This is a genomic window from Colwellia sp. MB02u-14 (assembly GCF_014076915.1).
In the GTDB taxonomy this organism is placed as follows: domain Bacteria; phylum Pseudomonadota; class Gammaproteobacteria; order Enterobacterales; family Alteromonadaceae; genus Colwellia_A.
In genome coordinates this window covers 31,930-56,230 of record NZ_JACGUX010000080.1, presented here as the reverse complement: position 1 = coordinate 56,230, position 24,301 = coordinate 31,930, and the positions used below count along the sequence as shown (strand labels likewise).

Annotated in this window: 29 protein-coding genes; 8 read left to right on the top strand and 21 right to left on the bottom strand. The window is 36.0% G+C overall.

Going from position 1 to position 24,301, the window contains the following annotated elements; genetic code table 11:
• Window positions 1–27: 27 nt before the first annotated feature.
• The 13 genes from H4J52_RS13370 to H4J52_RS13310 all read right to left on the bottom strand — a co-directional run bounded on the left by H4J52_RS13370 (window position 28) and on the right by H4J52_RS13310 (window position 12,943).
• Window positions 28–186: a hypothetical protein gene (locus H4J52_RS13370; protein ID WP_182181368.1), complete on the bottom strand. Its 159-nt coding sequence runs from the start codon at window positions 184–186 to the stop codon at window positions 28–30.
• A 213-nt stretch (window positions 187–399) separates the two neighbouring features.
• The gene (locus tag H4J52_RS13365; protein WP_310649664.1) at window positions 400–2,127 is read right to left on the bottom strand and encodes a fused response regulator/phosphatase; all 1,728 of its coding nucleotides are present in this window, start codon (window positions 2,125–2,127) and stop codon (window positions 400–402) included.
• An 11-nt stretch (window positions 2,128–2,138) separates the two neighbouring features.
• Window positions 2,139–2,447, bottom strand: a complete 309-nt coding sequence (locus tag H4J52_RS13360) for an STAS domain-containing protein (protein WP_182181370.1) — start codon at window positions 2,445–2,447, stop codon at window positions 2,139–2,141.
• Window positions 2,448–2,469: 22 nt separating this feature from the next.
• On the bottom strand, window positions 2,470–3,657 hold the full coding sequence (locus H4J52_RS13355) for a methyl-accepting chemotaxis protein (protein WP_182181371.1): 1,188 nt from the start codon (window positions 3,655–3,657) through the stop codon (window positions 2,470–2,472).
• Window positions 3,647–4,732, bottom strand: a complete 1,086-nt coding sequence (locus tag H4J52_RS13350) for a chemotaxis response regulator protein-glutamate methylesterase (protein WP_182181372.1) — start codon at window positions 4,730–4,732, stop codon at window positions 3,647–3,649. The genes H4J52_RS13355 and H4J52_RS13350 overlap by 11 nt, the downstream gene beginning before the upstream one ends.
• A gap of 31 nt (window positions 4,733–4,763) precedes the next feature.
• Window positions 4,764–5,429, bottom strand: coding sequence for a chemoreceptor glutamine deamidase CheD (gene cheD, locus H4J52_RS13345; RefSeq protein WP_182181373.1), 666 nt, complete (start codon window positions 5,427–5,429; stop codon window positions 4,764–4,766).
• Window positions 5,430–5,456: 27 nt separating this feature from the next.
• Entirely contained in the window at window positions 5,457–6,299 is an 843-nt protein-coding gene (locus H4J52_RS13340) for a protein-glutamate O-methyltransferase CheR (RefSeq protein WP_182181374.1), read from the bottom strand.
• 15 nt (window positions 6,300–6,314) lie between these two features.
• Window positions 6,315–8,975 carry a methyl-accepting chemotaxis protein gene (locus tag H4J52_RS13335; protein WP_182181375.1) on the bottom strand — a complete coding sequence of 887 codons (2,661 nt, stop codon included), beginning with the start codon at window positions 8,973–8,975 and terminating at the stop codon, window positions 6,315–6,317.
• Window positions 8,976–9,088: 113 nt separating this feature from the next.
• A complete protein-coding gene (locus H4J52_RS13330) occupies window positions 9,089–9,565 on the bottom strand; it encodes a chemotaxis protein CheW (RefSeq protein WP_182224916.1) in 477 nt (158 codons plus the stop codon).
• A gap of 15 nt (window positions 9,566–9,580) precedes the next feature.
• Window positions 9,581–10,105 (bottom strand): chemotaxis protein CheW, encoded by a 525-nt coding sequence (locus tag H4J52_RS13325; RefSeq protein ID WP_182181377.1) that lies wholly within the window; start codon window positions 10,103–10,105, stop codon window positions 9,581–9,583.
• Window positions 10,105–12,222 carry a chemotaxis protein CheA gene (locus H4J52_RS13320; RefSeq protein WP_182224914.1) on the bottom strand — a complete coding sequence of 706 codons (2,118 nt, stop codon included), beginning with the start codon at window positions 12,220–12,222 and terminating at the stop codon, window positions 10,105–10,107. Before H4J52_RS13320 ends, H4J52_RS13325 begins: the two co-directional genes overlap by 1 nt.
• Window positions 12,223–12,227: 5 nt before the next feature.
• Window positions 12,228–12,590, bottom strand: a complete 363-nt coding sequence (locus tag H4J52_RS13315) for a response regulator (RefSeq protein ID WP_182224912.1) — start codon at window positions 12,588–12,590, stop codon at window positions 12,228–12,230.
• 77 nt (window positions 12,591–12,667) lie between these two features.
• Window positions 12,668–12,943 (bottom strand): lipid asymmetry maintenance protein MlaB, encoded by a 276-nt coding sequence (locus tag H4J52_RS13310; protein ID WP_182181380.1) that lies wholly within the window; start codon window positions 12,941–12,943, stop codon window positions 12,668–12,670.
• A gap of 495 nt (window positions 12,944–13,438) precedes the next feature.
• On the opposite strand from H4J52_RS13310, the gene H4J52_RS13305 reads away from it, so the two are divergent.
• The 6 genes from H4J52_RS13305 to H4J52_RS13280 all read left to right on the top strand — a co-directional run bounded on the left by H4J52_RS13305 (window position 13,439) and on the right by H4J52_RS13280 (window position 16,898).
• Window positions 13,439–13,807, top strand: coding sequence for a hypothetical protein (locus H4J52_RS13305; protein ID WP_182224910.1), 369 nt, complete (start codon window positions 13,439–13,441; stop codon window positions 13,805–13,807).
• A gap of 26 nt (window positions 13,808–13,833) precedes the next feature.
• Window positions 13,834–13,971 carry a hypothetical protein gene (locus H4J52_RS13300; protein WP_182181382.1) on the top strand — a complete coding sequence of 46 codons (138 nt, stop codon included), beginning with the start codon at window positions 13,834–13,836 and terminating at the stop codon, window positions 13,969–13,971.
• 133 nt (window positions 13,972–14,104) lie between these two features.
• Entirely contained in the window at window positions 14,105–15,337 is a 1,233-nt protein-coding gene (locus tag H4J52_RS13295) for a Xaa-Pro peptidase family protein (protein WP_182181449.1), read from the top strand.
• A 162-nt stretch (window positions 15,338–15,499) separates the two neighbouring features.
• Entirely contained in the window at window positions 15,500–16,090 is a 591-nt protein-coding gene (locus H4J52_RS13290; protein ID WP_182181383.1) for a septation protein A, read from the top strand.
• Window positions 16,091–16,118: 28 nt separating this feature from the next.
• Window positions 16,119–16,421: a YciI family protein gene (locus H4J52_RS13285; protein WP_182181384.1), complete on the top strand. Its 303-nt coding sequence runs from the start codon at window positions 16,119–16,121 to the stop codon at window positions 16,419–16,421.
• 72 nt (window positions 16,422–16,493) lie between these two features.
• The gene (locus H4J52_RS13280; protein WP_259366728.1) at window positions 16,494–16,898 is read left to right on the top strand and encodes a lysozyme inhibitor LprI family protein; all 405 of its coding nucleotides are present in this window, start codon (window positions 16,494–16,496) and stop codon (window positions 16,896–16,898) included.
• A gap of 51 nt (window positions 16,899–16,949) precedes the next feature.
• On the opposite strand, the gene H4J52_RS13275 is transcribed toward H4J52_RS13280, so the two are convergent.
• From H4J52_RS13275 to H4J52_RS13245, 7 genes are read right to left on the bottom strand one after another with little or no spacing between them, the layout of a single operon-like run.
• On the bottom strand, window positions 16,950–17,342 hold the full coding sequence (locus tag H4J52_RS13275; RefSeq protein WP_182181386.1) for an OsmC family protein: 393 nt from the start codon (window positions 17,340–17,342) through the stop codon (window positions 16,950–16,952).
• A 41-nt stretch (window positions 17,343–17,383) separates the two neighbouring features.
• Window positions 17,384–18,127, bottom strand: a complete 744-nt coding sequence (locus tag H4J52_RS13270) for a DUF1461 domain-containing protein (RefSeq protein WP_182224908.1) — start codon at window positions 18,125–18,127, stop codon at window positions 17,384–17,386.
• Entirely contained in the window at window positions 18,127–18,831 is a 705-nt protein-coding gene (locus H4J52_RS13265; protein WP_182181388.1) for a hypothetical protein, read from the bottom strand. Before H4J52_RS13265 ends, H4J52_RS13270 begins: the two co-directional genes overlap by 1 nt.
• The gene (locus tag H4J52_RS13260) at window positions 18,828–19,625 is read right to left on the bottom strand and encodes a hypothetical protein (protein WP_182181389.1); all 798 of its coding nucleotides are present in this window, start codon (window positions 19,623–19,625) and stop codon (window positions 18,828–18,830) included. The genes H4J52_RS13265 and H4J52_RS13260 overlap by 4 nt, the downstream gene beginning before the upstream one ends.
• Window positions 19,625–19,984 carry a cupredoxin domain-containing protein gene (locus H4J52_RS13255; RefSeq protein ID WP_182181390.1) on the bottom strand — a complete coding sequence of 120 codons (360 nt, stop codon included), beginning with the start codon at window positions 19,982–19,984 and terminating at the stop codon, window positions 19,625–19,627. Before H4J52_RS13255 ends, H4J52_RS13260 begins: the two co-directional genes overlap by 1 nt.
• 47 nt (window positions 19,985–20,031) lie before the next feature.
• Entirely contained in the window at window positions 20,032–21,438 is a 1,407-nt protein-coding gene (locus H4J52_RS13250; RefSeq protein WP_182181391.1) for an ATP-binding protein, read from the bottom strand.
• Window positions 21,438–22,097 (bottom strand): response regulator transcription factor, encoded by a 660-nt coding sequence (locus H4J52_RS13245; protein WP_182181392.1) that lies wholly within the window; start codon window positions 22,095–22,097, stop codon window positions 21,438–21,440. The genes H4J52_RS13250 and H4J52_RS13245 overlap by 1 nt, the downstream gene beginning before the upstream one ends.
• Before the next feature lie 531 nt (window positions 22,098–22,628).
• Here H4J52_RS13245 and H4J52_RS13240 point away from each other — a divergent pair.
• Both H4J52_RS13240 and H4J52_RS13235 read left to right on the top strand, forming a co-directional pair.
• Entirely contained in the window at window positions 22,629–23,120 is a 492-nt protein-coding gene (locus H4J52_RS13240; RefSeq protein ID WP_182181393.1) for a hypothetical protein, read from the top strand.
• A 95-nt stretch (window positions 23,121–23,215) separates the two neighbouring features.
• Entirely contained in the window at window positions 23,216–23,725 is a 510-nt protein-coding gene (locus tag H4J52_RS13235; protein ID WP_182181450.1) for a YchJ family protein, read from the top strand.
• 2 nt (window positions 23,726–23,727) lie between these two features.
• On the opposite strand, the gene H4J52_RS13230 is transcribed toward H4J52_RS13235, so the two are convergent.
• Entirely contained in the window at window positions 23,728–24,273 is a 546-nt protein-coding gene (locus H4J52_RS13230) for a VC2046/SO_2500 family protein (RefSeq protein ID WP_182181394.1), read from the bottom strand.
• Window positions 24,274–24,301: the final 28 nt, after the last annotated feature.

The window sequence follows — 24,301 nt, the reverse complement described above, 5'->3', positions numbered from 1 at the left end:
ACTTTTAAAAAATAAATGTAAGGCATCTTATTGAAAGACTTGACAACAGTTGCGCCCTTGCTCTTTTGCTTTAAATCTTGCACCATAAATAGGCGTAAAAGGAAAAACAACCATAAACCCCTCTTCTTCAAAACCTGCTAATGAATCAGTTGACCGGTTAAGTGTTTCATTAGCACGTGTCGGCAATCTGCACTAAACCGCTTCTATTAAGGACTGTGTTAATGGGTCAAATTTCTAATTATTTACTGGCTTGATCATGTCTATTCGCAGTAGCCGCAACATGACCACTGTCAATGAACATGGCACTAACGACTTATCTAATAAATTTATTATCATCTACAACTAAAATATTCAAATTAATACCTTATTCCCTAAGACTTAATCAAAGTATTAATGCGATTAGGATGCCCACACATAAGATGCTTCAACAATTTTACCCTTTTCTTGAAAGTCTAAACTGTCACAAAGTTGCTCTACAAGTTCAATCCCCCGGCCACTAAGCTGTAGTTTATTTTCTCGCTTCTTTACTCTGTTATCATAGTATTTTTTGATATCAAACCCTTGACCACTATCATGTATTTTAATCATGATCCTCCCCCCATTTGGAAAAGGATAATGACTTATTTGTAGATCAATAAAGCCATGTTCTAAGTTTGTTAAACGCAGTTCTCGTTCTTTATAATATTGAGAAAAACCTTCTGCACTGGCTTTTAATTTAGAGTTTAAACCTAAGACACCATGGTCAAGTGCATTAACAAATAATTCAGAGAGTATGCTATATAAACTTTGCCAATGCTCAGCGTGCCCTTCGATTTCATTTATTTGATTCATTGCCATTGGAATGGGATTTATAGAGGCTAAGCGCTTACCACTCAATGTTAACTGCCAGTGCCACGCGAAATCTGTTGCTAAATAAATATCGTCAAGCTGTTGGGCTGAAATGTTGCTAATACCTTGGCTGGCAACGAGTACGTGTTCCCAGCCTCCACAAGGGATATCAATCAATGAGATGTCATCTTCTTGTGGCATAGTTTGGCAAAAATCATTAACGGCTTTGAGTACACATTCACTAACGTTATGAGTTATGATTCCCTGTATTGCCGCCTGCTCAAATCGCTCAAAATCAAACATTTCACCCTGCTCATTCCTCACTTCAACAATACCGTCACTGATCAAAATAATTCGATCGGTTTCTTCAATACTATAAATAGTTAATTGGCTATCCGGTAAAAGCTTAGGAAGAACACCTAATGGTGGATGACTTGATGATATTTTATGTTTTATCATTCCTTGTTCAGAAAATAAATAGGCATCAGGTAAACCTGCATTAAAAGCATAAACTGATGCATCGTGACTAGAAATACTTGCAAAGCCTGCCGCTAAAAATAAATCTGCGGGGAGTAAATCATAGAGTTGATGATTAATTTGATTAATAATTTCAAATAACAAAAAACCTTTCTTCGTCATTGCCCTGAATGTTTCAGCTAAAGGAATAGCGCCAATAGATGAGCGTAAACCGTGCCCAGTAAAATCCCCTAGCATGACATTAACATCGCCATTAGGAGATAAAGCGGTAAGTTGTATATCCCCACTAAATAATGCCGCGGGTTGTTTAATAATGCCAATTCGGTCAAGCGAGAAATTTCTTGCTTCAATCACACCAGACATTAATTGCTCAGCAAGTTCAGCGTCTTTTTGTTGCTCTTGTTGCAAAGTTTTAACTTGGGCGTATAAATCACTAATACGTTGAATTGATTTTATTTTTGCTTTAAAAACATCAGGTGAAAATGGCCGCACCAAAATACCGTCTCCCCCTGCGTCTATACACTCAATAAAGGCTTGATCAGTATCCATGCTCGTAATAAAAATAAGCGGGCAGAGGCTATGATCTTGCGATAAGCCTTTAATCTTCCTTGCTGCTTCATAACCATCCATAACAGGCATATTAATGTCCATTAATACTAAATCAGGCTTGTATTTAACATACATTTCAACACCACGAGCACCATCATTAGCTGTAAAAACGCGATAACCTTCTTCTTTTAATAAAACACTTAATACCTTGCATTGCATTGCAGAGTCATCAACGACTAACGCTAATTTAGTATCACTTTTTTCAGCTAACACTGCCATATACCCTAGAGTTCTATTGACAATAAACGGTGGAATTGAGCTATCTCTAAAATCTTATTAACGGCTTCACTGGGTTTACTAATAACTACTTTTCCTGAATAGTTTTCTGCATGATCTTTAAGTAATAAAATCATGCCTAAAGCTGAGCTGTCCATGTAAGTCGTATTTAATAGATATATTGTGAATACCGTATTTTTTTCTTTACAATTTATATAGGCATCGCGAAAATGTTGGTGTAATGAAAAATCAAACCTGCCATCGATACTAATTTCTATATTTTTTTTATCTTCGGATACTTTCTTTTTAACATTCATAGTTGTTCCTAGTATTTAAAAATCAAAATAACTCAACATCACCTTCATTCATAGATGACTGGGATACACTCCTTCGCTCGTTGTCGTATTGAGATTGTTCAATGAGCACTTGGCATTGATGCTGTAAGGCTTGTAACTCTTGGTAAGTATTACCTTTACTGATTTCAAATCCTACAATAATTTTATTAAGTGCTGAAATAGTTCGAGTATTACTTTTTAGTGATGAAAGGGCTTGACGAGTTAAATCTTCAAACTGCAATGAACGTATACCTATAGCGACTGTTTCTGCGATTTTAGGTGATAGTCCGGCGAGTTCTTCAATAATAGCATTGGTTTTAATGTTAGATTCACCCATGTGTTCAACCATCATACTCACTCTACTTTTAGCTTCAAGTGTTGCAGTCATATCTGCTGAAGCCATCACCTGAACCGAATTTTTTAGCTTTTCAATAATAGTTTGCGCAGACGATATTTTTTCACGAATATCATTATTAAGCTCTGTAGAATTAAATGACAATGCTCTTACTTCACTTGCTACAACAGCAAAGCCTCGTCCTGCATCCCCTGCTCTCGCTGCTTCTATAGCGGCATTAAGGGCCAATAAATTTGTTTGGCTTGCTAAACTTTCAACTTGTCCTAATAAGCTAAAAATACCTTCAAGCTGCTTACTCATGTTCTCAGTAAATGACATTGCCTCTGCACTTTGTTCACTCGTGGTGATAATGACCTGCACAAAAGTATCTAACGTCTCACTTGAATCCTGAACAAAAGACTCGACGGTGGTTCCTTCCTCATCCACAGTTCCCTGACGATTACCAATCGCTGCATTAAGCATGACTTGCTGTTCATCACTTAAACTTTTTAAATATTTAAAGCTATCTGAAATTCCCGTAGTGGCCTCTTCTATTAAGATAGTTGCTCTATCAACTTCGGTATCAACAATTTCCATTTGTTGGGAGAGTAAATTCGCTATTTTTGTTAAGGTGAGTTTAATTTCTATGCCATGCGTTTGTTGACTATCATCAAGACAACTATCGCTAGAGGTCATTTCTGAAAGCGTAGAGTAGCGATATAATAAAATTAAAATAATTGACAGTAATAATGTCAGGGTTATTGATAAATAACTTATCTGAAAAAACATAAGGTCTGTAAGTATTAAGCCAACAATAAGCAGCCCAAATCTTAATAATTGTATTTGCTTACTTTTCATACAACACCTCTTTCATACTGTTTCTATCAAGTGCGGCGTGATCTAATATTGCCTTGGGGATATTTAAGAGTGAACACTCTTTTACCTGCGCATTTAACGCATGAGCACTTCCTGGCATCCCCCAAATTAAACTACTCGCTTTATCTTGAATTATAGTCATTGCACCAGCATTTTTTAAATTTAATAACCCTTTTGCTCCATCTTGCCCCATTCCCGTTAATAAAATGGCTTGTACATTGTTAGCTATAGGCACTAACGTATTAAACAAAACGTCAACGGCAGGTTTATGTCTATTAACATGAGGAGAATCTTCTAGGATACAAAATAATGCCCCACCTTTACTTTCTACTTTAAGGTGCATATTTCCAGGTGAAATATAAACATGCCCCTCTTTAATTTTTTGTCCATGCCTTGCTTCTTGAACATTAACAGCACAACAACCATTCATACGTTCAGCATATCTCGCACTGAATGTTTCAGGGATATGTAAAGTTATAACGATGGGGGGCGAATTGCTGGGCAAAGCCGTTATAATCGCTTTTATTGCTTCAGTACCACCCGTTGAAGCGCCAATTGCCACTAAATGGTTTGCACGTTGACTACCTTTAAAAGGTACAACGCTAGGATGTGTAGATTTTGACATAGCACTGTTGAGTTGATAAGTCTTGTTATTAACCGTTGCGGCAAATTTTATTTTTCTTAATAACGTTTCTTTAAAGTTATATTTACTTGTAATAAGTTCTTCAAAACTCGGTTTTGCAATAAAATCAATCGCTCCTAGTTCTAGAGCTTCTAGTGTTATATCTGCACCTTTGGTGGTTAGTGTTGATAACATTACTACTGGCATGGGATGCAGTCGCATTAAGTTTTTTAAAAAAGTAAGACCATCCATCTTTGGCATTTCAATATCTAAAGTTAGTACGTCAGGTTTTAACTTCTTAATTTGCTCTCGGGCAATAATAGGATCTTTAGCTTCTCCAACAACTTCAATTTCAGGATCATCTTTTAATACCTCATTAATAACCGCACGAATAACGGAAGAATCATCAATAATGAGTACTTTAATTGCTTTCATTTAACTAACCTCCAAAACTTCATCGTTATGATCAAAATAACTCTATATCTCCTTCAACCGGTGATTGGTCAATAAGACTACGATAAGCAATCTCTCTACGTACAATCGTATCGTTGTGTAAATTATCAATCGTTTTAACAAAAGCTCGGCCACTGATGGGTTCAAATAAAACTTTTCGTGGATAAAAAGAACCTACGTCTGAGCTTTCTATGGGGATACTTTCATCAGCTAAATATTTTAAAACAAAGCTAATATTTCTCTCCCCAACATCAGACATTTTCTTTAATACTTTACCTCCACCAAACACTTTTGCTCGTAAATTTATTTTTAGCCCTCCATTTTTTAAAATCATATTGATAAGATGTTCCATTGCAAAGTTACCATAACGATTAGCATCCGATGCCATTCCTCGTTGCCCCCAATCGACTTCATGTGCTTCTTTATCGGTAAGTGGTAGCATAAAATGATTCATTCCACCGATCCCGCTTTTTTCGTCCCATATGCAGGCTGAGATACAAGAGCCTAAAGTTGTTGCAATAGCGACATTATCTCGGGTTATGTAAAACTCACCAGGAAAAATTTTAGCAATCACTTGTTTTCTTTTTTTATCCCAGTAATGATTTACATGAACAAATTCTGGTAAACAATGTTGTAAACATTGTTCAACATGGCTGCTGTTCTGTCGATTTAACACCATAGTTTTTTATTCACTTGTATAGAGCGACTAAAATGCTTTTCTAAAAATGGTACGCCCAACACTTTCAAAATATACTTGGTGTTTACCTAAATTTTCACTGTGTCCTAAAATAAGTAAACCACCTGGCGCTAACATTTCATAATAACGGGTAAATAATTCTTGTTGCGTTTTGTTATCAAAATAGATAATAACGTTTCGGCAAAAAATAATATCGAATGGGCCTTTCATTGGCCAATGGTGTAATAAATTCAATTTTTTAAAGGTAATAAGTGATTGTAACTGTTTTACTACTTTTACTTTATTTTCATTAATTCCAATACCTTTATTAAAATACTTTTCTTTAAATTTTCTTGGTACATCTTCAATACGTCGCTCATCATAAGTTCCTTCTATACCCGTTTCTAAAACATTACTATCAATGTCTGTCGCAAGTATTTTTACGTCCCATTGACTTAGATGACTTTTCATTGCTTCAAGTAGAGTAATAGCAATACTGTAGGGTTCTTCACCCGTAGAGCTTGCTGACGACCAAATACGGAGTCGTTTAGGGCCCGGTGAATTATTTCGCATCAACATTGGTATTTCATATTGAGACATATAGTCAAAATGATGTTGTTCTCGAAAAAAACTGGTTAAATTTGTGGTGATAGCATTGATAAAGTAGTCTTTCTCTTGTTCAACATTTACCTTTAACAATTCACAGTAAGCTGTAAAGGATGAAATTTTACGTTCGCGAATAATACGAGTAAGCCGCCGATAAACCATTTCTTTTTTGCTGGCATTGATCACAATGCCAGCGGTGTCATAAACAAATTGACAAAGAAAATTAAAGTTATCATTACTTAATTGAAACGCTCTATCACGTTGCATCACTTAGAATATACTCTAGAACTCTTCCCATTCTTGATCAGTTGCTGTTTTTGTTCGGGTAGTTCTTGCCCTAGGTGCTAGTCTTGTTGATTGTCTACTCGACGGTTGTCTGCTTGTTGGCCTTCTACTTGCTGGCGGTGAACGACGCACAGGCGTTTTAATTTCTGGTTCATCATCTTCGCCCGTATTAAAGAAAGCAACTTGGTCAAGAAGCGCTTGAGACTGTTCTTCCATTGACTTACTAGAAGCGGCGGCTTCTTCCACTAATGCTGCATTTTGTTGAGTCATTTCATCCATCTGGCTAACCGCTGCGCTGACTTCGCCAATACCCGCTGATTGTTCTTTGCCGGCACTGTCAATATCACTAATCATTTTACTGACTTCTTCTATAGCATTAACAAGCTCAGTAAAGGTTTGTCCTGTTTCATCAACGAGCTTAGTACCTTGTCCTACGGCTTCTACGCTGTCGTTTATCAAGCCTTTAATTTCTTTAGCTGCGCCTGCTGAACGTTGTGCTAAGTTACGAACCTCTGCAGCAACCACTGCAAAACCACGACCTTGCTCGCCCGCTCTCGCAGCTTCTACCGCCGCATTAAGTGCTAATAAATTGGTTTGAAAGGCAATTTCATCAATAACACTAATAATATCAGCAATTTTTTTGCTCGACTTATTAATATCACTCATTGCGGTGATAGCATTTTTCACAACAGCGCCACCATTACTCGCTTTGTCCATAACAGAGGCTGACAATTTACTTGCTTCTGACGCATTTTCTGCATTTTGTTGTACGGTACTGGTTAATTCTTCCATCGCTGAGGCGGTTTCTTCAAGGCTAGAAGCTTGTGATTCTGTTCTATGACTCAGTTCATTATTTCCTTCAGCAAGCTCACGCGCTGAATCAAAAACATGGGTTGATGCGCTACGTATATCCCCAACCATATTACTCAATACATCAATAAACTCATTGATAGATGTGCCAATAATACTAAACTCACCGACTAATTCTGTTTCAATATATTGTGTTAAATCACCTTCAGAGAGGGTCATCAAGGTTTCTTTAATTTTAGCAATAGCTTGCTTTCGCCCGGTAATGTCTGATGCATACTTAACCACTTTCATGGTATTACCATTTAAATCTAAAATCGGATTATAAGACGCTTGGATCCAAACTTCTTTCCCCCCTTTACCTATACGCAGATATTCGCCGCTGTCGAATTCACCACGATTAAGCTTTTGCCAAAATTGCTGGTATTCAATACTTGATTTATGAGCAGCTTCAACAAATAAGCTATGGTGTTGCCCTTGTATTTCACTCAGCCTGTAACCTAACGCTGACAAAAAATTGTCATTGGCGGTAATAATGGTGCCGTCCATATTAAATTCAATCACCGCTTGTGACTTACTAATGGCAGATATTTGTCCAGAAAAATCGGCATTTATTAATTTTTGAGCGGTTACGTCAGTGGCAAATTTTACAACTTTAAAGGGTTTACCGTTTAAATCTAAAATAGGATTATAAGACGCCTGTATCCACACCTCTTTACCCCCTTTTCCTAAACGCTTATATTCTTTTGATTCATACTCACCACGATTTAAACTTTCCCAAAAAAGTCGATATTCCACACTTGCTTTAAAGTCAGGTTCGACAAACATGCTGTGGTGCTGACCTTGCACTTCTTCTAAACTATAACCTAACGTTGATAAAAAGTTTTCATTGGCGGTAATAATAGTACCATCCATATTAAATTCGATAACGGCTTGTGCTTTATTAATCGCTTCAATTTGTCCTGAAAAACCTGCGTTCTTTAGTTTTTGGGCAGTTATATCCGTTGCAAACTTAATGACTTTATAGGGTCTACCCTCAGCATTAAGAATAGGATTATAAGACGCTTGTATCCAAACTTCTTTACCACCTTTTCCGAAGCGTTTATATTCTTTAGATTCAAACTCCCCACGATTTAAATTTTCCCAAAAAGCGCGATATTCTGCGCTTATTTTAAACTCATGATCGACAAACATACTATGGTGCTGACCCTGTACTTCTTCTAAACTGTAACCTAAGGTCGATAAAAAGTTTTCATTAGCGGTAATAATTGTACCGTCCATGTTAAATTCAATCAGTGCTTGAACTCTATTAATCGCTTCTATCTGAGCCAGCATATCTGAGAATTGCAATTCTTTAGCTTGCTCAACTGAAATTTCGGTATCTTTATCCATGGTCGTATCATTCCCTATCAATTTAATTTTATCTTTTGTTGTTATACGATTAAGCACTAACTCAATAATAATGCTCTCTGCTAAACGTTTAATTACTGATATCCAAGCTCTTTTAAGCGTTATTTTTAATGCTTTATCGAGTACGCGTGCTAATATTTGCAACAGTACAGTTTCAACATCTTCTCGATAATCTTTTGCTGCACTTGTCCTTATGAGTAGTTGTCGTTGTGCTTTTTCTTTTGTTGCACTCATTGGTTTTAATAAACTGATTTCACGGTCTACTAAACAGATAAAGTTTTGATTGTCGTTTTCTTTTTCTTTCTTTGTCTCTTTAAATAACCTGGCTATATCAGGTCTTAATGTAAATAACTGCTGATAAAAAAAAGAGCCTACATTAGGAGAAAGCGTCACTACGTTTGGCCAACTTTGTTGAACTAAACTGATCTGTTTCGCCGTCATCGTTATTACTCTCTTAGTTATCTGACTATGGTCTGTGCTAGAAATATTTTAGTTGTCTCTTAATAACTTTATTCAATGCTTACCTTTATTTCATTGAATAAAGTCATAAATAATCAGACCTCTTCAGCTTTACTTTCTACGTGATACAACTCGTTTTGATCTAATAAACTATGGCTATCTAATAAAATAATAAGCCTCTCCTCAATTGAGGCTAAACCTTGTAAAAAACAGCGGTCAATTTTATTACCAAAGGTAGGAGGCGTTCGTATAGATTGTTTATCGAATTTATACACTTCTGAGACAGCGTCGACCACAATACCCACCACCATTGTTTTTTGACTATTTTGATTACGCAAAATAATAGTGACAGTTTGCTCGTTATAGGCGAGTGGATCTTGCCCGAAACGCTGGCGTAAATCAATTATTGGCACAATAATGCCACGCAAGTTGATCACACCTTTTATATAATCTGGCTTATTTGGCAGTTCGGTAACAGAACTCCAAACGCGTATTTCTTGTACACACAAGATGTCGACACCATACTCTTCGCCATTTAAAATAAAGGTGAGATACTCTTTTTCTTGTTCCATGTTATCTTCCTTTATTTAAATTAACTGATGTTTTTCAATTTCTTGCAGGGTATTTACATTAAGTAAAGTGACCACGTTTTCGCCAACATTGACTAAACCGTCAAGATAATTTTGGGGTACACAACCACCAAAAGCGGGTGCAGGTTTTATTTCATTGACTTCAACATTAAGCACATCAGAGACGGCATCAACAACAAAACCTATCGTTCTGGTTTTATTTTCAGTCTCTACGGTTAAAACTATCACCACCGTTGTTTCACAATAATTCGCTTCACCAATATTAAATTTCATCCGTAAATCAACAATAGGCACAATAATACCGCGCATGTTGATCACACCTTTTATGTAACCAGGTGAATTAGGGATACGCGTTGGATTTTCCCAACTACGAATTTCTTCAACACATAAGATATCAACTGCGTACTGCTCATCAGCCAATAAAAAAGTGAGGTATTGTTCACCACTGGTTATAAAGTCAATACCTTCAAGGGAATACTCCCCTTCTACAGGTACTTCATCTGCTAACATTTGAATATCCATTAAGAGATAACTCCTGCAGATATTGACGGAGTAACGTGAGACTGGTTTTGTTGATTACTTTGAGCTTTTGATAGCGCCATAGTAATAATACCTGGCACGTCAAGGATCATCGCAACAGAACCATCACCAAGAATTGTTGCCCCCGAAACACCTTCAACCTGCTGATAATTATCATTTAAACTTTTAATAACCACTTGCTGCTGGGCGAGTAAATCATCAACCATCAAACCAATTTTTTGTCCGTCAGCTTCAACAACAACCAGTAAACAACGTTCAATGTGTTCAAATTCACAAGGGATGTTAAATAGCTGATAAATAGGGATAACAGGAACGTTGTCTTCCCTAAGTCGGTAAAGTAACATGTCACCTGAAACACGATTAATGAGCGTTTTTTGTGGCTGCAAAGATTCAACAATCGTGATTAATGGAATAATATAAACTTCCCTGCCAACCCGGACTAGCTGACCATCAAGAATAGCCAAAGTCAGTGGTAAATTCACACGAAAAGTACTGCCTTTTCCTTGCTCAGATTCAACTTGTATTCGCCCGCCTAGCGATTGAATATTCTGTTTAACGACATCCATACCGACGCCACGACCCGAGATATCACTGAGTTCTTTTGCCGTAGAGAAACCGGGTTCGAAGATCAAATCAAAAACTTGACTATCGGTTAACGTTGTACTTTCATCAACTAAACCTTTTTCAAGCGCTTTATTAAAAACAGCTTGGCGATCAATGCCACCACCATCGTCACTGATTTCAATAACAATACTCCCACCTTGATGATAGGCATCCAGTATAATTGTGCCCTTTTCAGGCTTACCGTTCGCTAATCGAACTTGTGCAGACTCAATACCATGGTCAACAGCATTACGTACTAAATGCACAAGGGGGTCGCCAATTTGTTCCATCACAGTTTTATCGAGTTCTGTTTGCTCACCTTTAAGAATAAGCTCAATTTCTTTTCCTGTTTTTTTAGATAAGTCATGAACGAGCCTTGGAAAACGATTAAATGCAAAGCTAATAGGCAACATACGAATACGCATGACACTTTCTTGTAATTCTTTTGTATTTTGCAGGAGTTGCTCTAAACCTGCGTTAAGGCGTTCAACTTTTGATAAGTCAAAATCATTACCTAACTCAGACAACATCGATTGAGTAATGACCAGTTCACCTACTAAGTTGATTAAACTGTCAACTTTATCAACGCCTACTCGAATAGAACCTAAGTCATTTTTAGACTTACCTGCAGGCTTATCTACATTATTTTTTTGTGAAGGTTCGGGAGTATTTGTTGCTATTTTTGATGAAGTGACACAAAGCTCACTTAGGGTTGATTCGTCACTCACACCTTCAGCACTTGATACATCAACACTTATTTTACTGAGTTTAACGTTCTCTTCTTTAATCAGAATAAGTTCACATTCGTCTTCAACCCACTCAAAGACTTCTTTAATATCATCTTCACTCGCGTTTGAACGCAGTGTTAAACACCAACTTAAATAAAGTTCTTCTGCATCAATGTCATTAAGTGCGGGTAGTTCTTTAGCATTCGCTACGACAGTAATTTCGCCTAAATCAGCTAAAGCATTGAAAAGTAATAACGGGTCATTACCGGTTTGCACTAAGTGATGCTCTGGAATGAACTTTATTTGCCACGTTGTCATATCATTATTATTTTCAGTTGCCAGTTCATCAACATTTATGGTCACCACCTCACTAATGACACTTCCGCTTGAAGCTAATGTTTGCCTTAATAACCGAGAATTTTCAGCTATTTTTTCACTGTTGCACTCGCTTTCATCTCTTATGGCTTCAATTAACAAGCGCATGCAATCAACTGACTCTAAAAGTAATTCAACATCATCGGGGTCTATATTGCGACGACCATCACGCATTTCATCAAGTAAAGTTTCAACTAAATGCGTGAATTCTGTCACATGATTAAAACCAAACGTCCCCGCACCGCCTTTAATTGAATGGGCTGCACGAAAGATTGAATTAATTGTTTCATCATCACCTTGCTCTAAATTGAGCAAACTCGATTCCATTAATTCGAGGCCTTCAAAGCTTTCTTCTAAAAAGCTAGGAATAAATTGCGAGAGGTCTACGCTCATAATAGCTACCTAACAACCCGTTTAATGGTTGCTAATAATTTTTCAGGGTTAAAAGGTTTGACTAACCAACCAGTAGCGCCGGCAGCTTTGCCGCGCATTTTCATATCACCCGAACTTTCTGTGGTTAACATTAAAATCGGAGTGAATTTAAAGGTAGGTAACTTGCGCAATTCTTGGCAGAGTGTAATACCGTCCATGATGGGCATATTTACATCTGAAATAACAAGGTCAAACGTTCCACTTTGCGCTTTATTCAGGCCATCTTGGCCATCTTTTGCTTCAACAGTTTCATAGCCTGCACTTTTCAATGTGAAACTAACCATATCGCGAATAGAGTTAGAGTCGTCAACAACCAACACTTGGATCATAGGTCTTTCCTTTTGAGGGTAAATATAAACGGCAAAGGCTTAATCAACATCTTAGGTTAGTCACTAAAACGTTAAGATTAAGCATTAAGATATTGATTTAAAATAGCTTCGTTAAGCCCTAACTGCTTAACGCTTTCTTGGATAACACAGGAGGTGGAACGCCAGTTAAGCGCTTTGTTTTGTGAAGCAATATAAGTTACTGCAGCTAACAGTAACTGAACACCTACTGTATCGATATGAGTAACCTCACTGTCGTCAAAATTGATCACATCATTTTGATCAATTTCTAACAATAGCTTGGTTTTACATTCATCAACTTGAGCAATGGTTAACTGAACGGGTAATTTGAACATTTAATCCCTTATAATGTTGAACAAAATAGATAACCTATTAATAAAGATAAGACAAAAAAAATTAACTGCAAGTTTATTTTGATAATAAATTCACTATTTTTTAGGTATTTACAACCTATTTTTAGAATGGAGTTTAAAATTCATATCAATAAAGTAAGGTTTTTTAATGAATATATTGCTTTCCCTGTTTACAATTATTATGGTTAAAAAAAGGATATATTTTGATTTCGCTGATTTGAAAAAATAAAAAGCAACTATGAGCAGAACGTTCAAAGCGTCTTACAACGATTCGAAGAATATAGCCACAGCCAGCAATTAAGAATTGACCAAGCCAATCAATCGACGATTGATAACCTTAAGTTGTCTCATCAAAAACATCTCGACCAACAAAATACACAAATTAAGCAATTAACTGATGACGTAAGTTATTACAAAGCGTAAATAGCGAAGCAACACCAAATAATAGGGCAGCTTTATAGTCGATATGATGCGGTAATGAGCTATTTGCTAACAGAAAAAAGAAAAGACATTGATATTAAAGATATTTTTTCTGATGAAGACATCCAAAGCGATGGAAAAAGTGAATTTATTGAAGGTTTACATCTCCCATCAAATAACAGCGAACTTAATAGTCAATGTAAACAGACCAACCAAAAGGCTGTAAAGACTCATATCAATGAGAGGGAAGGAAGCATTCAAAAAGAAAGCCCTTCAGCATTGGAGCAATGTGATGACAACTTGTTTGACCAAGCCATTTTTAAAAGACAATCTGGTGATGTTAAACAGGCGTTTCAATTATTTGAACAAGCCGCAAAACTCGGTTATGCAAAATCAATGGGAGCAATGGGTCGATCATTTTTTTAGGTGAAGGGATAGAAGAAGATCAAACAATGGGTTTAGCATGGCTTATTCATGCAGCCAATCAAGCACTATCGCAGGCAGTTGCTCGCGTGAAGTATTTTCAAGAAAATAATCATGAACTTTATCAACAGGCTTGCACTGTATCGAAGCAATTAGCTATTTCCTAACATTGTAATTTATGTGATTTTTAAGCGATAAATTTTTTAACTAACCTAAACCCAATGTGTATATTGTATAAAGTAACCGTGTCATAATACACACATACATACACGACTTTTGGAACATTAAATGACGCAAAAAATGACGATAGGTGTAGGTGGCTCTGATGCAGGAACTGAACTAGCTAAACTTAACAATATGACAGCTGATGTTCAGCCTATCTCCTCAAACGAGTTTAAAGCACGTATTGCTAAAGCCCAACAATTAATGAAAGCTAATAATATTGAGGCGACTTACTTAGACGCGGGCACTAACCTCTATTATTTTACGGGTACTAAATGGTATGCCAGTGAGCGCATGGTGGGAGCAATCATTCCACAACAAGGCGAAATCCAGTACATTACCCCCTACTTTGAAGTAAATACCTTAAATCAGTATATGACCATAAAAGGTAAAATTAATGGTTGGCAAGAACATGAAAGCCCTTACCAATTATTTATTGAAACCTTAAAAAATATGGGCATTAACTCAGGAACCATTGCGCTTGACGAATCAACGGCATTTTTTATTGCTGACGGCATAAAACAATGCGCCGACAATAGTAATAATAATTATCAACTTATTGATGCAAAAGCAGTTACTGCAGGATGTCGTAGTGAAAAGTCTTCATTTGAAATAGCCTTATTGCAAAAGGCTAAAAATATGACGATGGAAGTTCATAAAGCGGTGGCAAGAATATTAACTTCTGGGATAAGTACTCAAGAAGTCACTGACTTTATTAATCAAGCACACATAAAGGTGGGATCCCCTGCTGGTTCATACTTTTGTATCGTTTTATTTGGTGAAGATTCATCCTATCCACACGGCGTAAAAACCCCTAAAACCTTAGAACTCAATGACATCGTGTTAATTGATACCGGTTGCCATGTAGAAGGGTATAACTCAGATATCACCAGAACCTATGTTTTTGGTGAAGCGAGCCCCCGTCAACGTGAAATGTGGCTACTTGAAAAGAATGCACAAAAAAGTGCTTTTGATGCAGCAAAGCTTGGCGTTCCTTGTGGCGATGTTGATATTGCAGCCCGTGACTATTTAGCAAGCCAAGAAATGGGCCCCGATTATCAAACACCAGGTTGTCCACACAGAACCGGCCATGGTGTAGGTTTAGACATTCATGAATGGCCTTACTTAGTGCGTAGTGATAAAACGCCACTTACTATTGGAATGTGTTTCTCGAATGAACCCATGTTGGTATTACCGAACGAATTTGGCATTCGCCTTGAAGATCATTTTTATATGAGTGAGCACGGCGCCAAGTGGTTTACAGAGCCTTCATATTCAATTGATGATCCGTTTGGATTAGTCAAAGGTTAGTTATCATTAAACAGAATGAACCATCATATTCGTTATTGACTCATTCGTTTTTGCCTTATCTTTAGAGTAATATTGTCGCATTAGCCAAATAATTGTTTGGCTAATGGGTAAGCATTGCGTAGAATTAGATTACTTTTAAACCTAGGTTGAAAATTTATTACTATGCATGCTTTGTTTGAATATCTTCCTCTGGTTGTTTTTTTTATTGTTTATAAGTTTGTTGATATCTATTGGGCGACAGGCTCTTTAATCATTCTTGCTGGTGCGCAAATAATTTACTATCTTATTAAAAAAGAAACCATTCCAAAGCGTACTTTAATATTTTTTGTGCTTATTGCCGTATTTGGTGGTTTAACTATATTTTTGCACGACGATACTTTTCTTAAATGGAAAGTTACCATCATCAATTTATTTTTTGCTATTGCTCTCCTCGTTAGTGATAAAATCTTCAAAAAAAATATCATCAAAGACTTCCTTAACGAGGCATTATCTTTACCTGACAATATTTGGGGAAAACTGAACTTAGCTTGGGCTTTATTCTTTGCATTGTGCGCTGTATTAAATTTATACGTTGCCTTTAATTTTGACCAAGATACTTGGGTAAACTTTAAAGTGTTTGGTTTAACCGCTTTAATGTTTGTTTTCTCTATTGGTTCAGTTTTATTATTATCAAAACATTTACCTGATGATGAAGACAACCCCAACAGTAAATGTGATAAAACAATTGAAGAAAAAAATAATCGCTTAAAGTAACTATCACCCCTAAATTGTGGAAAATAAAATGTTTTATCTTATATATTCAGAAGATGTAGAAAATAGCTTATCATTAAGAATGTCGGTACGTGAGCAGCACTTAACACGTTTAAGAGAATTACAAGACCAAGGGCGCTTATTAATTGCCGGCCCTTGTCCAGCTATAGATAATGAAAACCCAGGAGAGGCAGGCTTTACTGGCTCTCTCATTGTTGCTGAATTTAAGAGTTTAATAGCAGCACAAGCATGGGCTGATAAAGACCCTTATATTACAGCAGGTGTATATAAAAAGGTAACTGTAAAACCTTACAAAAAAGTACTGCCTGCATAAACTACGTTATTTATTATAACGTTATATATAATTCCATCATTTAAGAAAGTATTTAGAAATTTAATGAAGAGTATGATGACCAAAATTTTCACTTACAGCTTAATGTTAGTTTTTTGCTTTTTATCGACAGTTAGCTACGCCAAAAAGTCGATTGAGCACTGTGAAACAACACAAGATACCACATCAGGATTATCAAGCTGTTTAGATGTAGTCAAAGAAGCAGTAGACAGAGAATTACAAACTTGGATAAACAACCAAGTTTTTATTCTTGAAGAATTTGCATTGGCAACAGGGCGACGAGCTGCATTAGATATGTTTAAGCGTTCTCAACGTAATTTTATCACGTTTAGAGAAAATGACTGCCGATGGCAGTACCTTGCTATTTCACCTGGCACAGGTGCAGCTTCGGCCTACAAAAAATGTTATATATTAGCCAGTAAAAGTCGTATTAAAGAGCTAGAGGTCATTAACCCCTAACGCTATTTTTTCAGTCTAGTAAACGGCTATATAACCATTACTGGGTTGAAATTATTGAGCAATCAAAATATCGAATTCTGGCATTGCCTGTATAACTTTTTTTACTGTACAAGTATTTGCTGAAACCATTAATGCTTTTTTATATTTCTCTGGAAAGTTATCGGGTAACTGAACACGTATAGAAAATTTCTTTTGATATTTATTTTCACCAATAGGGGTATCATCTTGAAAAACTTTAATACCGTCAGTACTGATATCACGCTGTTGACAAAACTTACGAATATAAAAAGCGGCACACAAAGGCATACTAGCAAGAAAATAATCTAAAGGCTCTGGATGATTAGCTCGACCTCCGGCGGTAATACTTTGATCACTTATAATTTCATGCTCGCCAAAAATTGCTTTAAGTGCTTGTCCCTCAAGCATGTTGACTTCAATTCTCATATTTAATATTCCTTTGAATAATGTAAGTTAATGGTTAAGAATTAACGTTTGAAAATTTTTATTTTTAATAATTGATAAATAACCCAATAAATAATACCTGCTATAAGACTAAGAGAAAGCGCAATCGCAGCAAATAAGTCAGGTGCTTTCATTAAGCTACTCATTAACGACTCTTGGTAATAAAAAAACCATTGGTGATCATCAGGAAAGACCAAGGTATGCAAATAATAAAAGATATCTGTTAAGCCAAAGAGCCCAAAGATAGCGAATATCACAACGGTTGGTATAATTACCGCGGTGTATTTTTGCTTTTTACTGGGTTCGGGAGATTTTACGTAGTAAATGACCCCAATTGTAATAAGTAGTAAGAAAATATTAATAAAGGATACCAAACGTAATTGGCTAACCAAATGACTAACATCTTGTAAATGCACCACTTCTGACATTGTTAATAAAGTCTTATAGTGGTTATCTTTATTTAAATAATTTAGCGTTGCTAGATGCTTACCGTTACTGTTAATTTCATCAACTATTTCGTTAAAAATTTGTATATGTTGTTGAGTGCTCGTGCTGGCAAAATCTTGTTTACCTTTGGTATTTTGTGGCGTATAGGTTTTTATTGTTTGTTCAATATTAAGTTGTTCATACCAAAACCCATAAAAGAAGTTAACACTTTTATTCACTTGCCAACTTAACCCTAGTGAAAAGATTAATAAGAACAAGCAGCAGCTCAGCCATAAAAGAACAGCCCCCCTCCTCTTACTTGTCAGTGAACGATTATTCATTAAAATTCATATTCAATAGCCACACGTAAAATATGATCTTTGCTTTTACCATTAAGGCCCGTGATAAAGCCTAATTCCCACTTTAACTGTTTTTGTCCAGCAAAGCGTTGTATTCCCATGAAAGCTGGACCGATACCAACATAGTCTTCACCTGAATATAATTCAATTGCTGGTTGGAACTGTGGTAACCAACGATAACGATATTGAGCACGAAATTCCATTTCTATTTCATTTTGAATGTCATTACCCCATTCATAAATCAAAAATGCATTGATACTTAAACTGGTACGGCCTATTTCTTTTTCAAACAGTAAACCTGAAGTGACTTCCCAACTGTCTTTATTATGCTCTTTTTCAACTTCAAAAAGCATGCCCCAATCAGCCCAATATTCACCTTGTTCCGTTAACATCCAACGCGTTTCAATTTCGTAAGCAGACACACCAAAATTGCCATCGACATCACGTTCACCCACGATATAGAGTTCTACCATCATATTATCAAATACCGACTGTCCATACGCAAAGCGCTGAGCTAAATCATTGGTGTTATCCGTTTGGTGAGATAATAGCCGCCACTCAACTTCCTTTTCATTAGGTAAAACATAAGGATGATAAACTTTGTCGACGACAACACCATCAGCGAAGGTGAAACTGCTATAGAAACAATTAAACAGTAATGCTAAAGCATAAAGTGCTTTTTTCATGATATAACGTCCTTAAAGCGAAATAGTCGCCAAGGTTTGCTGGGGAGTTGACACCAAAAAAGTGCCGTTAGCAAAGCAGTAAAATAAAGGCCAATTTGCAGTAATGTGGGACTTGCATCGTAACCCAATAAAGCTTTCAAAAAATGTCCTAATTCAGACTTTTCTCTGACAATAAAGTTGAGATCAAAAATCATCCGGCTACTCGGTAAAAAATCAATTTGTAATAATAAATCACTCGTCTTATTGAATAATCCGCAAGCAAAAAGGATGAAAATAAGTTCAGTACTTCGAGCATAGAAACGTTCATTGAGAAACAAGCAGAAAAAATACAATAAAATACTAATGCTAATACAAATACCGACACCTAGCACAACACCAATAAAAAGAGTATTAACGACATTGGCTTGCGACCAATACCCGAGAAAGTAAATAAGAAAGGTAGTGCCTTGAAGCATAATAAGACATGCCAAAATAGCAGTAGCATATAAAGAATTTTTACATTCGCTTAGGGTATTTTCAATTTTATTTGAGGTATTAATAAAACCCAAAATCAATATATACACAAGTACATGCGTACTGGCATAAAACCATTCAAGCCCCGTATCATCAAATAATTGGCTGATTACATCGATGCAGAGCCAAAGTAGTAACATTAAAAAAACACCAATTACTGCGCCACTAAAGAGCGTAAAGCCAGATAAGTGAAACTTACTTTTAATCGACAACAACAATGCGAGTACTATAAAAACAACGAGGCTATTACTCAAAAACAAGAGAACAGTATTAATCAACATTAAGCTCCTCCTGGTTTATTTTCTTGCAGAGGTTTTACTCTTTTATTACGCTCTGGAGTAGATGTAACCACAATAGTCCCTTTCGCACTATTAGGGTTAAATTCACCAAAGAACTGATACTTTCCTTCAGGTAATGGACCAATAAAAATAACCGCTTTCTTGTTTGGAAAAATAACCTTTTCTCGATTTAAATCAAAACTGTCAAACTCTTCAGGTGTTGTATCACGATTATAAATAATGAGTTTAATTTTTTCATTAGCGGGAATTTTTATCACGGATGGGGAAAATAAGTGATCTTTTAACTCTACAATGTATTCAACACGCTTAGCCCATACATTAAGACTCAAAATTAAAGACATAAAAAGGCTAATAATACTGATTTTCTTTATAAAAACAGAGCACAATTTCACGTATTATCCTCTTGTTTTTGTTCACGCTGATTTAATTTCATATTACTGTACTGAGCCTTTTGAGGAAAGGTTACTAACACTTTAAGCCCATTTAATTGCGTTGATTTTGCTAAGGTTATTTTCCCTTGATGTAATTTAACAATATGCTGAACAATGGCTAAACCTAAACCACACCCTACAACAGTTGATTGATGGCTATCACCACCAACACGATAAAAACGGTCAAAAACCCTGTCGTATTCACTTTGTTTAATACCAGGACCAGAGTCTTCGACGATTAGCGTAAAGCTTTGTTCATTAACCTGTGTTTTCACCAATATTTTCCCACCATTGGGCGTATATTTGCAGGCATTACCAATTAAGTTTTTAACTAAGGTAAGTAGAGCAAATTCATTTGCGTAAATTGTAGAAACTTGGCTTTCAAGTGAAATTTCGTGCTGATGTTTCATTATTTCAGGGTATAAATCGCTGATCACCTGTTGTAATAAAGCCTGTAGCTCAAGTTGAGTAACTGCCATGATAAGTTGATCGGGATTGGTACGATTAAGCGTTAATATTTGATCAACAACATGTGCCATTCGGTCAACACTTTGGCCTAATTGCATGAGAGAAACTTGCCCGTCATTGTCGAGTTTTTTACTTTGGGTCATTTGTAAATTGTGCACATTAATTTTAAGCACACTTAATGGAGTTCTTAGCTCATGCGCTGCATCTGAGGCAAAATGACGTTCACGGGTAAAAGCAGATGATAAACGCTCAAATAATAAATTAAGTGTGTGAATCACAGGTTGTAATTCTTTTGTTGATGTTACACTTGAAAGCTTTGACAAGTCATTTATTTTTTTTCCTGAGAGCTCTCTTCGTAAAACAGTCAAAGGCTTTAAAGCTTGGCGAATTGCCATAAAAATAAATAACGCAATAACGGGAATAACCAAAATAATAGGTGTCACCGCAGACAAAATGACGTCTTGTGCTAACGAAAATCTTTGTTCAAGCGGTTGAGCAACAAGTACCCTTTTTTGAGGTAATTGTTCTTTGGTTGTTTCAATAAATACTCGCCAACGCTGCCCTAGAAAATTCAGGTCAGTGAACCCCGAAGGTAAGTCAGTTAATAGCATCTGAGGCGCATTATTAGTCCGTAATAATAAGGTTTCATTATTGAATAATTGGTAAGCTATGTGGTCAGAAGGTATAACGGTTGCATTACTGGCTGAACTTTCCAAGGCACTTTTATTATAAGTTGCCGATGTCGCGAGTAACGTTTTCCCTATAATTTGTAATTGTTCATCAAACAAATCATTTGCCTGACTCATACTCGCCTTATAACCTTGTATAGCAGCAAGAAATGTTACCAACGTGATAATTGACAATAGTATAAGGACTAAATAACGGCGAATAGACATTAAGTTTTATTCACCGTATAACCTACGCCTCTTACTGTTTTTATAAAGTGATCCGGCAGTTTTTTGCGTAAGTTATGAATATGAACCTCTACAGCATTGCTTGCCACTTCTTCACCCCATTCATATAAACGCGATTCAATTTGTTCCCTTGATTGAATTCTACCTGCATTTTCCATCAATGCTTTTAGCACCATGTATTCTTTTTTCGACGCTTTGAGTTCATCCTCTTCAATAAAAATTTTATGTGCAGTAGTGTCAATCACCACTTGTGAACAAATAATTAATGCTGATTCAGCGGTACCTAACCGACGTTCAATCACTCTAAGGCGTGCTAAGAGCTCACTAATCTCAAAAGGTTTAACCAAATAATCGTCTGCGCCAAAATCTAAGCCTTTGATTTTATCTTCAAGTGAATCTCTTGCCGTAAGGATGATCACAGGAATATCAAGCTTGCGATCACGAGTACGCTTAAGTATTTCTAAACCGTCAATATCAGGTAAGCCTAGATCAAGAATCACTAAGTCTTGATCTATGACAGCCAGCGCTGAAATTGCCGCATTGCCATTATCAACATGATTAACAACAAAACCTTCATGGCGAAGTGACTGCTGCAGCCCTAAAGCTAATGGCATGTCGTCTTCAACTAACAATATACGCATATGTTTCCTTGAATGATTAAACCGACAACTATTATTTTTATTAATTAAAGACAACATATACCGACTTTCGATATTTTGTGGGAAGAATTATTTTCCACTCGCTATCTATCTTTAAGATAAGTTTATTGCACAAAAAACAAATACAGTGGCCTGCTTATATTCTCGCTCATCAGACAAAGTTTCTCTATAAAAATAAATAATACCAAACTTCGTTAATCATTAGGTGATATATGCCATCGTATATTTTATTTGATTACAGGTGCTGAAAAAAAATAACAAACTTTTCTTAGGTAAAGCTTAAGAAAAAAATTATTACCCTCACTAGATAAAAATAGTGTTAATTGTCTGTCCTTACAACTTCATTCATTGATAACACAGTGCAAAGCGTCCATACCGCCTCATTTATAGCTTTGTAGACCGCAACAGGATAAGTCTATCAATATAGCGAGCATATAAATGATCAAAAAAGTGCTTGAATAAACACCACAAACGATATACTGTACATCCATACAGTATATCGAGATTCCAGAAATGAATTTATTAAATCACTTTAATACCAATGCGTTAACTATAAAAAATAAAAGTTTAACAATTGAAAACCCCAATTGGTGTGATGTAAGAGTTATTGCAAATACCGTTGAAGTTTCTCAGCAGTATACTGAAATATTCCAAAAACATGATTTAGATAACAAATGGATCTTAATGATAAACCCTGAAGAAAAACCACTTCAACAATTATCTACCCAAGGAAAAATAGATCCTAAAAAAATTCTTAAAGTGAATATTCATCAACGGAACATATCACTAAAAACCATCAAAAATGCCTTAGAGAAAGGTCATTGCTCGGCGGTTATTTTATGTAATGCCACATTAGATAAATCTCAATTAACTCAATTAACTCAATTCGCTGAGAAAGGACAAACCAAATGCATTATTTTAACGAAGCAAGCACAAAAACGTTTAAATCAAAACCGACTAGGACGTTACGTAACTATTTCGGACTCTTCTTTGTTATTGCATTAATGTCGTTTGAAAATATTTTTTCGTTAATAAAAGAGAAAATAAAATTTTGCTCTGATAAAATAGATAATATGCTTTTTTAGGATTATGCTCGTTTTATGCAATGCCCATGTGGTTCGAATATTAGTTTCAAAAAATGTTGTTTTTTATTCATAAATCAAGAAGCGCAAGCGCTATCACCTGAGCAATTGATGCGTTCACGTTATAGTGCTTATGCAACAAAATCTGCTGATTATATTTACAATACGTATGCCGAATCTAGCAGAGCATATCAGTCATTGACTGATATTTTTGCATGGGCAAAAGACACTAAATGGTTAAAACTCACCATAAATTCAGCAAGTGAATATACTGAGATTAAGATTAAAAGATCGGCAAACGCTGATATTAATGAAGATAAGTCGAACACAGTGTGTTTTTCTGCTTATTACCAACACCAAGATGCATATTTTATAATGAAAGAAACTTCACGTTTTATTGTTGAAGACAATCAATGGCGTTATCTAGATGGTGAGGTCAGTATCAACGAAGAGTTACCAACCCCAAAAAGAAATGAATTATGTTTTTGTCATAGCAATAAAAAATTTAAACAATGCTGTGGTTCATAAAGTCAGGCAATAACATCAAGTAAAGGAGCCTTTACTATCGTGTTATGAACAGCGTTAAGCCAACCTGTCGCGTCAAATGATAATCTTGAAGTATCTGAGTTCAACAAGGTATTATTTTTTTGCTGACCAAATTTTTTCTGACAATAAAGTGATGTATTACTTAAGACTAGCTGTGTTACATGCTTTTTATCATCACGAAAGGCGAGTGGTCTAGGTGATAATGCATTCGATAAACGTAATTCTGCTAAGTTATTTTGTTGAATAAGCTCGGCTTGATCAAACATGGCTATCGTGTGTTTTTCATCTAAAGATAAAGGCGCTTTTTCTGGAAGTTCAAAGTCTCTACGTAAACTTAAATCATTAGTCGTTTTGATATCAGCGACAGTTTTTGGTAAAGAAAACTGACTATGGCTTCGAACATCCTCAGTTAACATCGCCAATAACAGAGAAAAGTCTGCACGTCGGGCACTGTGGACACTTTCATTAAGTTGTTCACCTAATTGTAATTCGTGTACCAGAATTTGACTGTCAACTGACTCTGTAAGCAATGATCTTCAACTTTATTGTTTTATATAA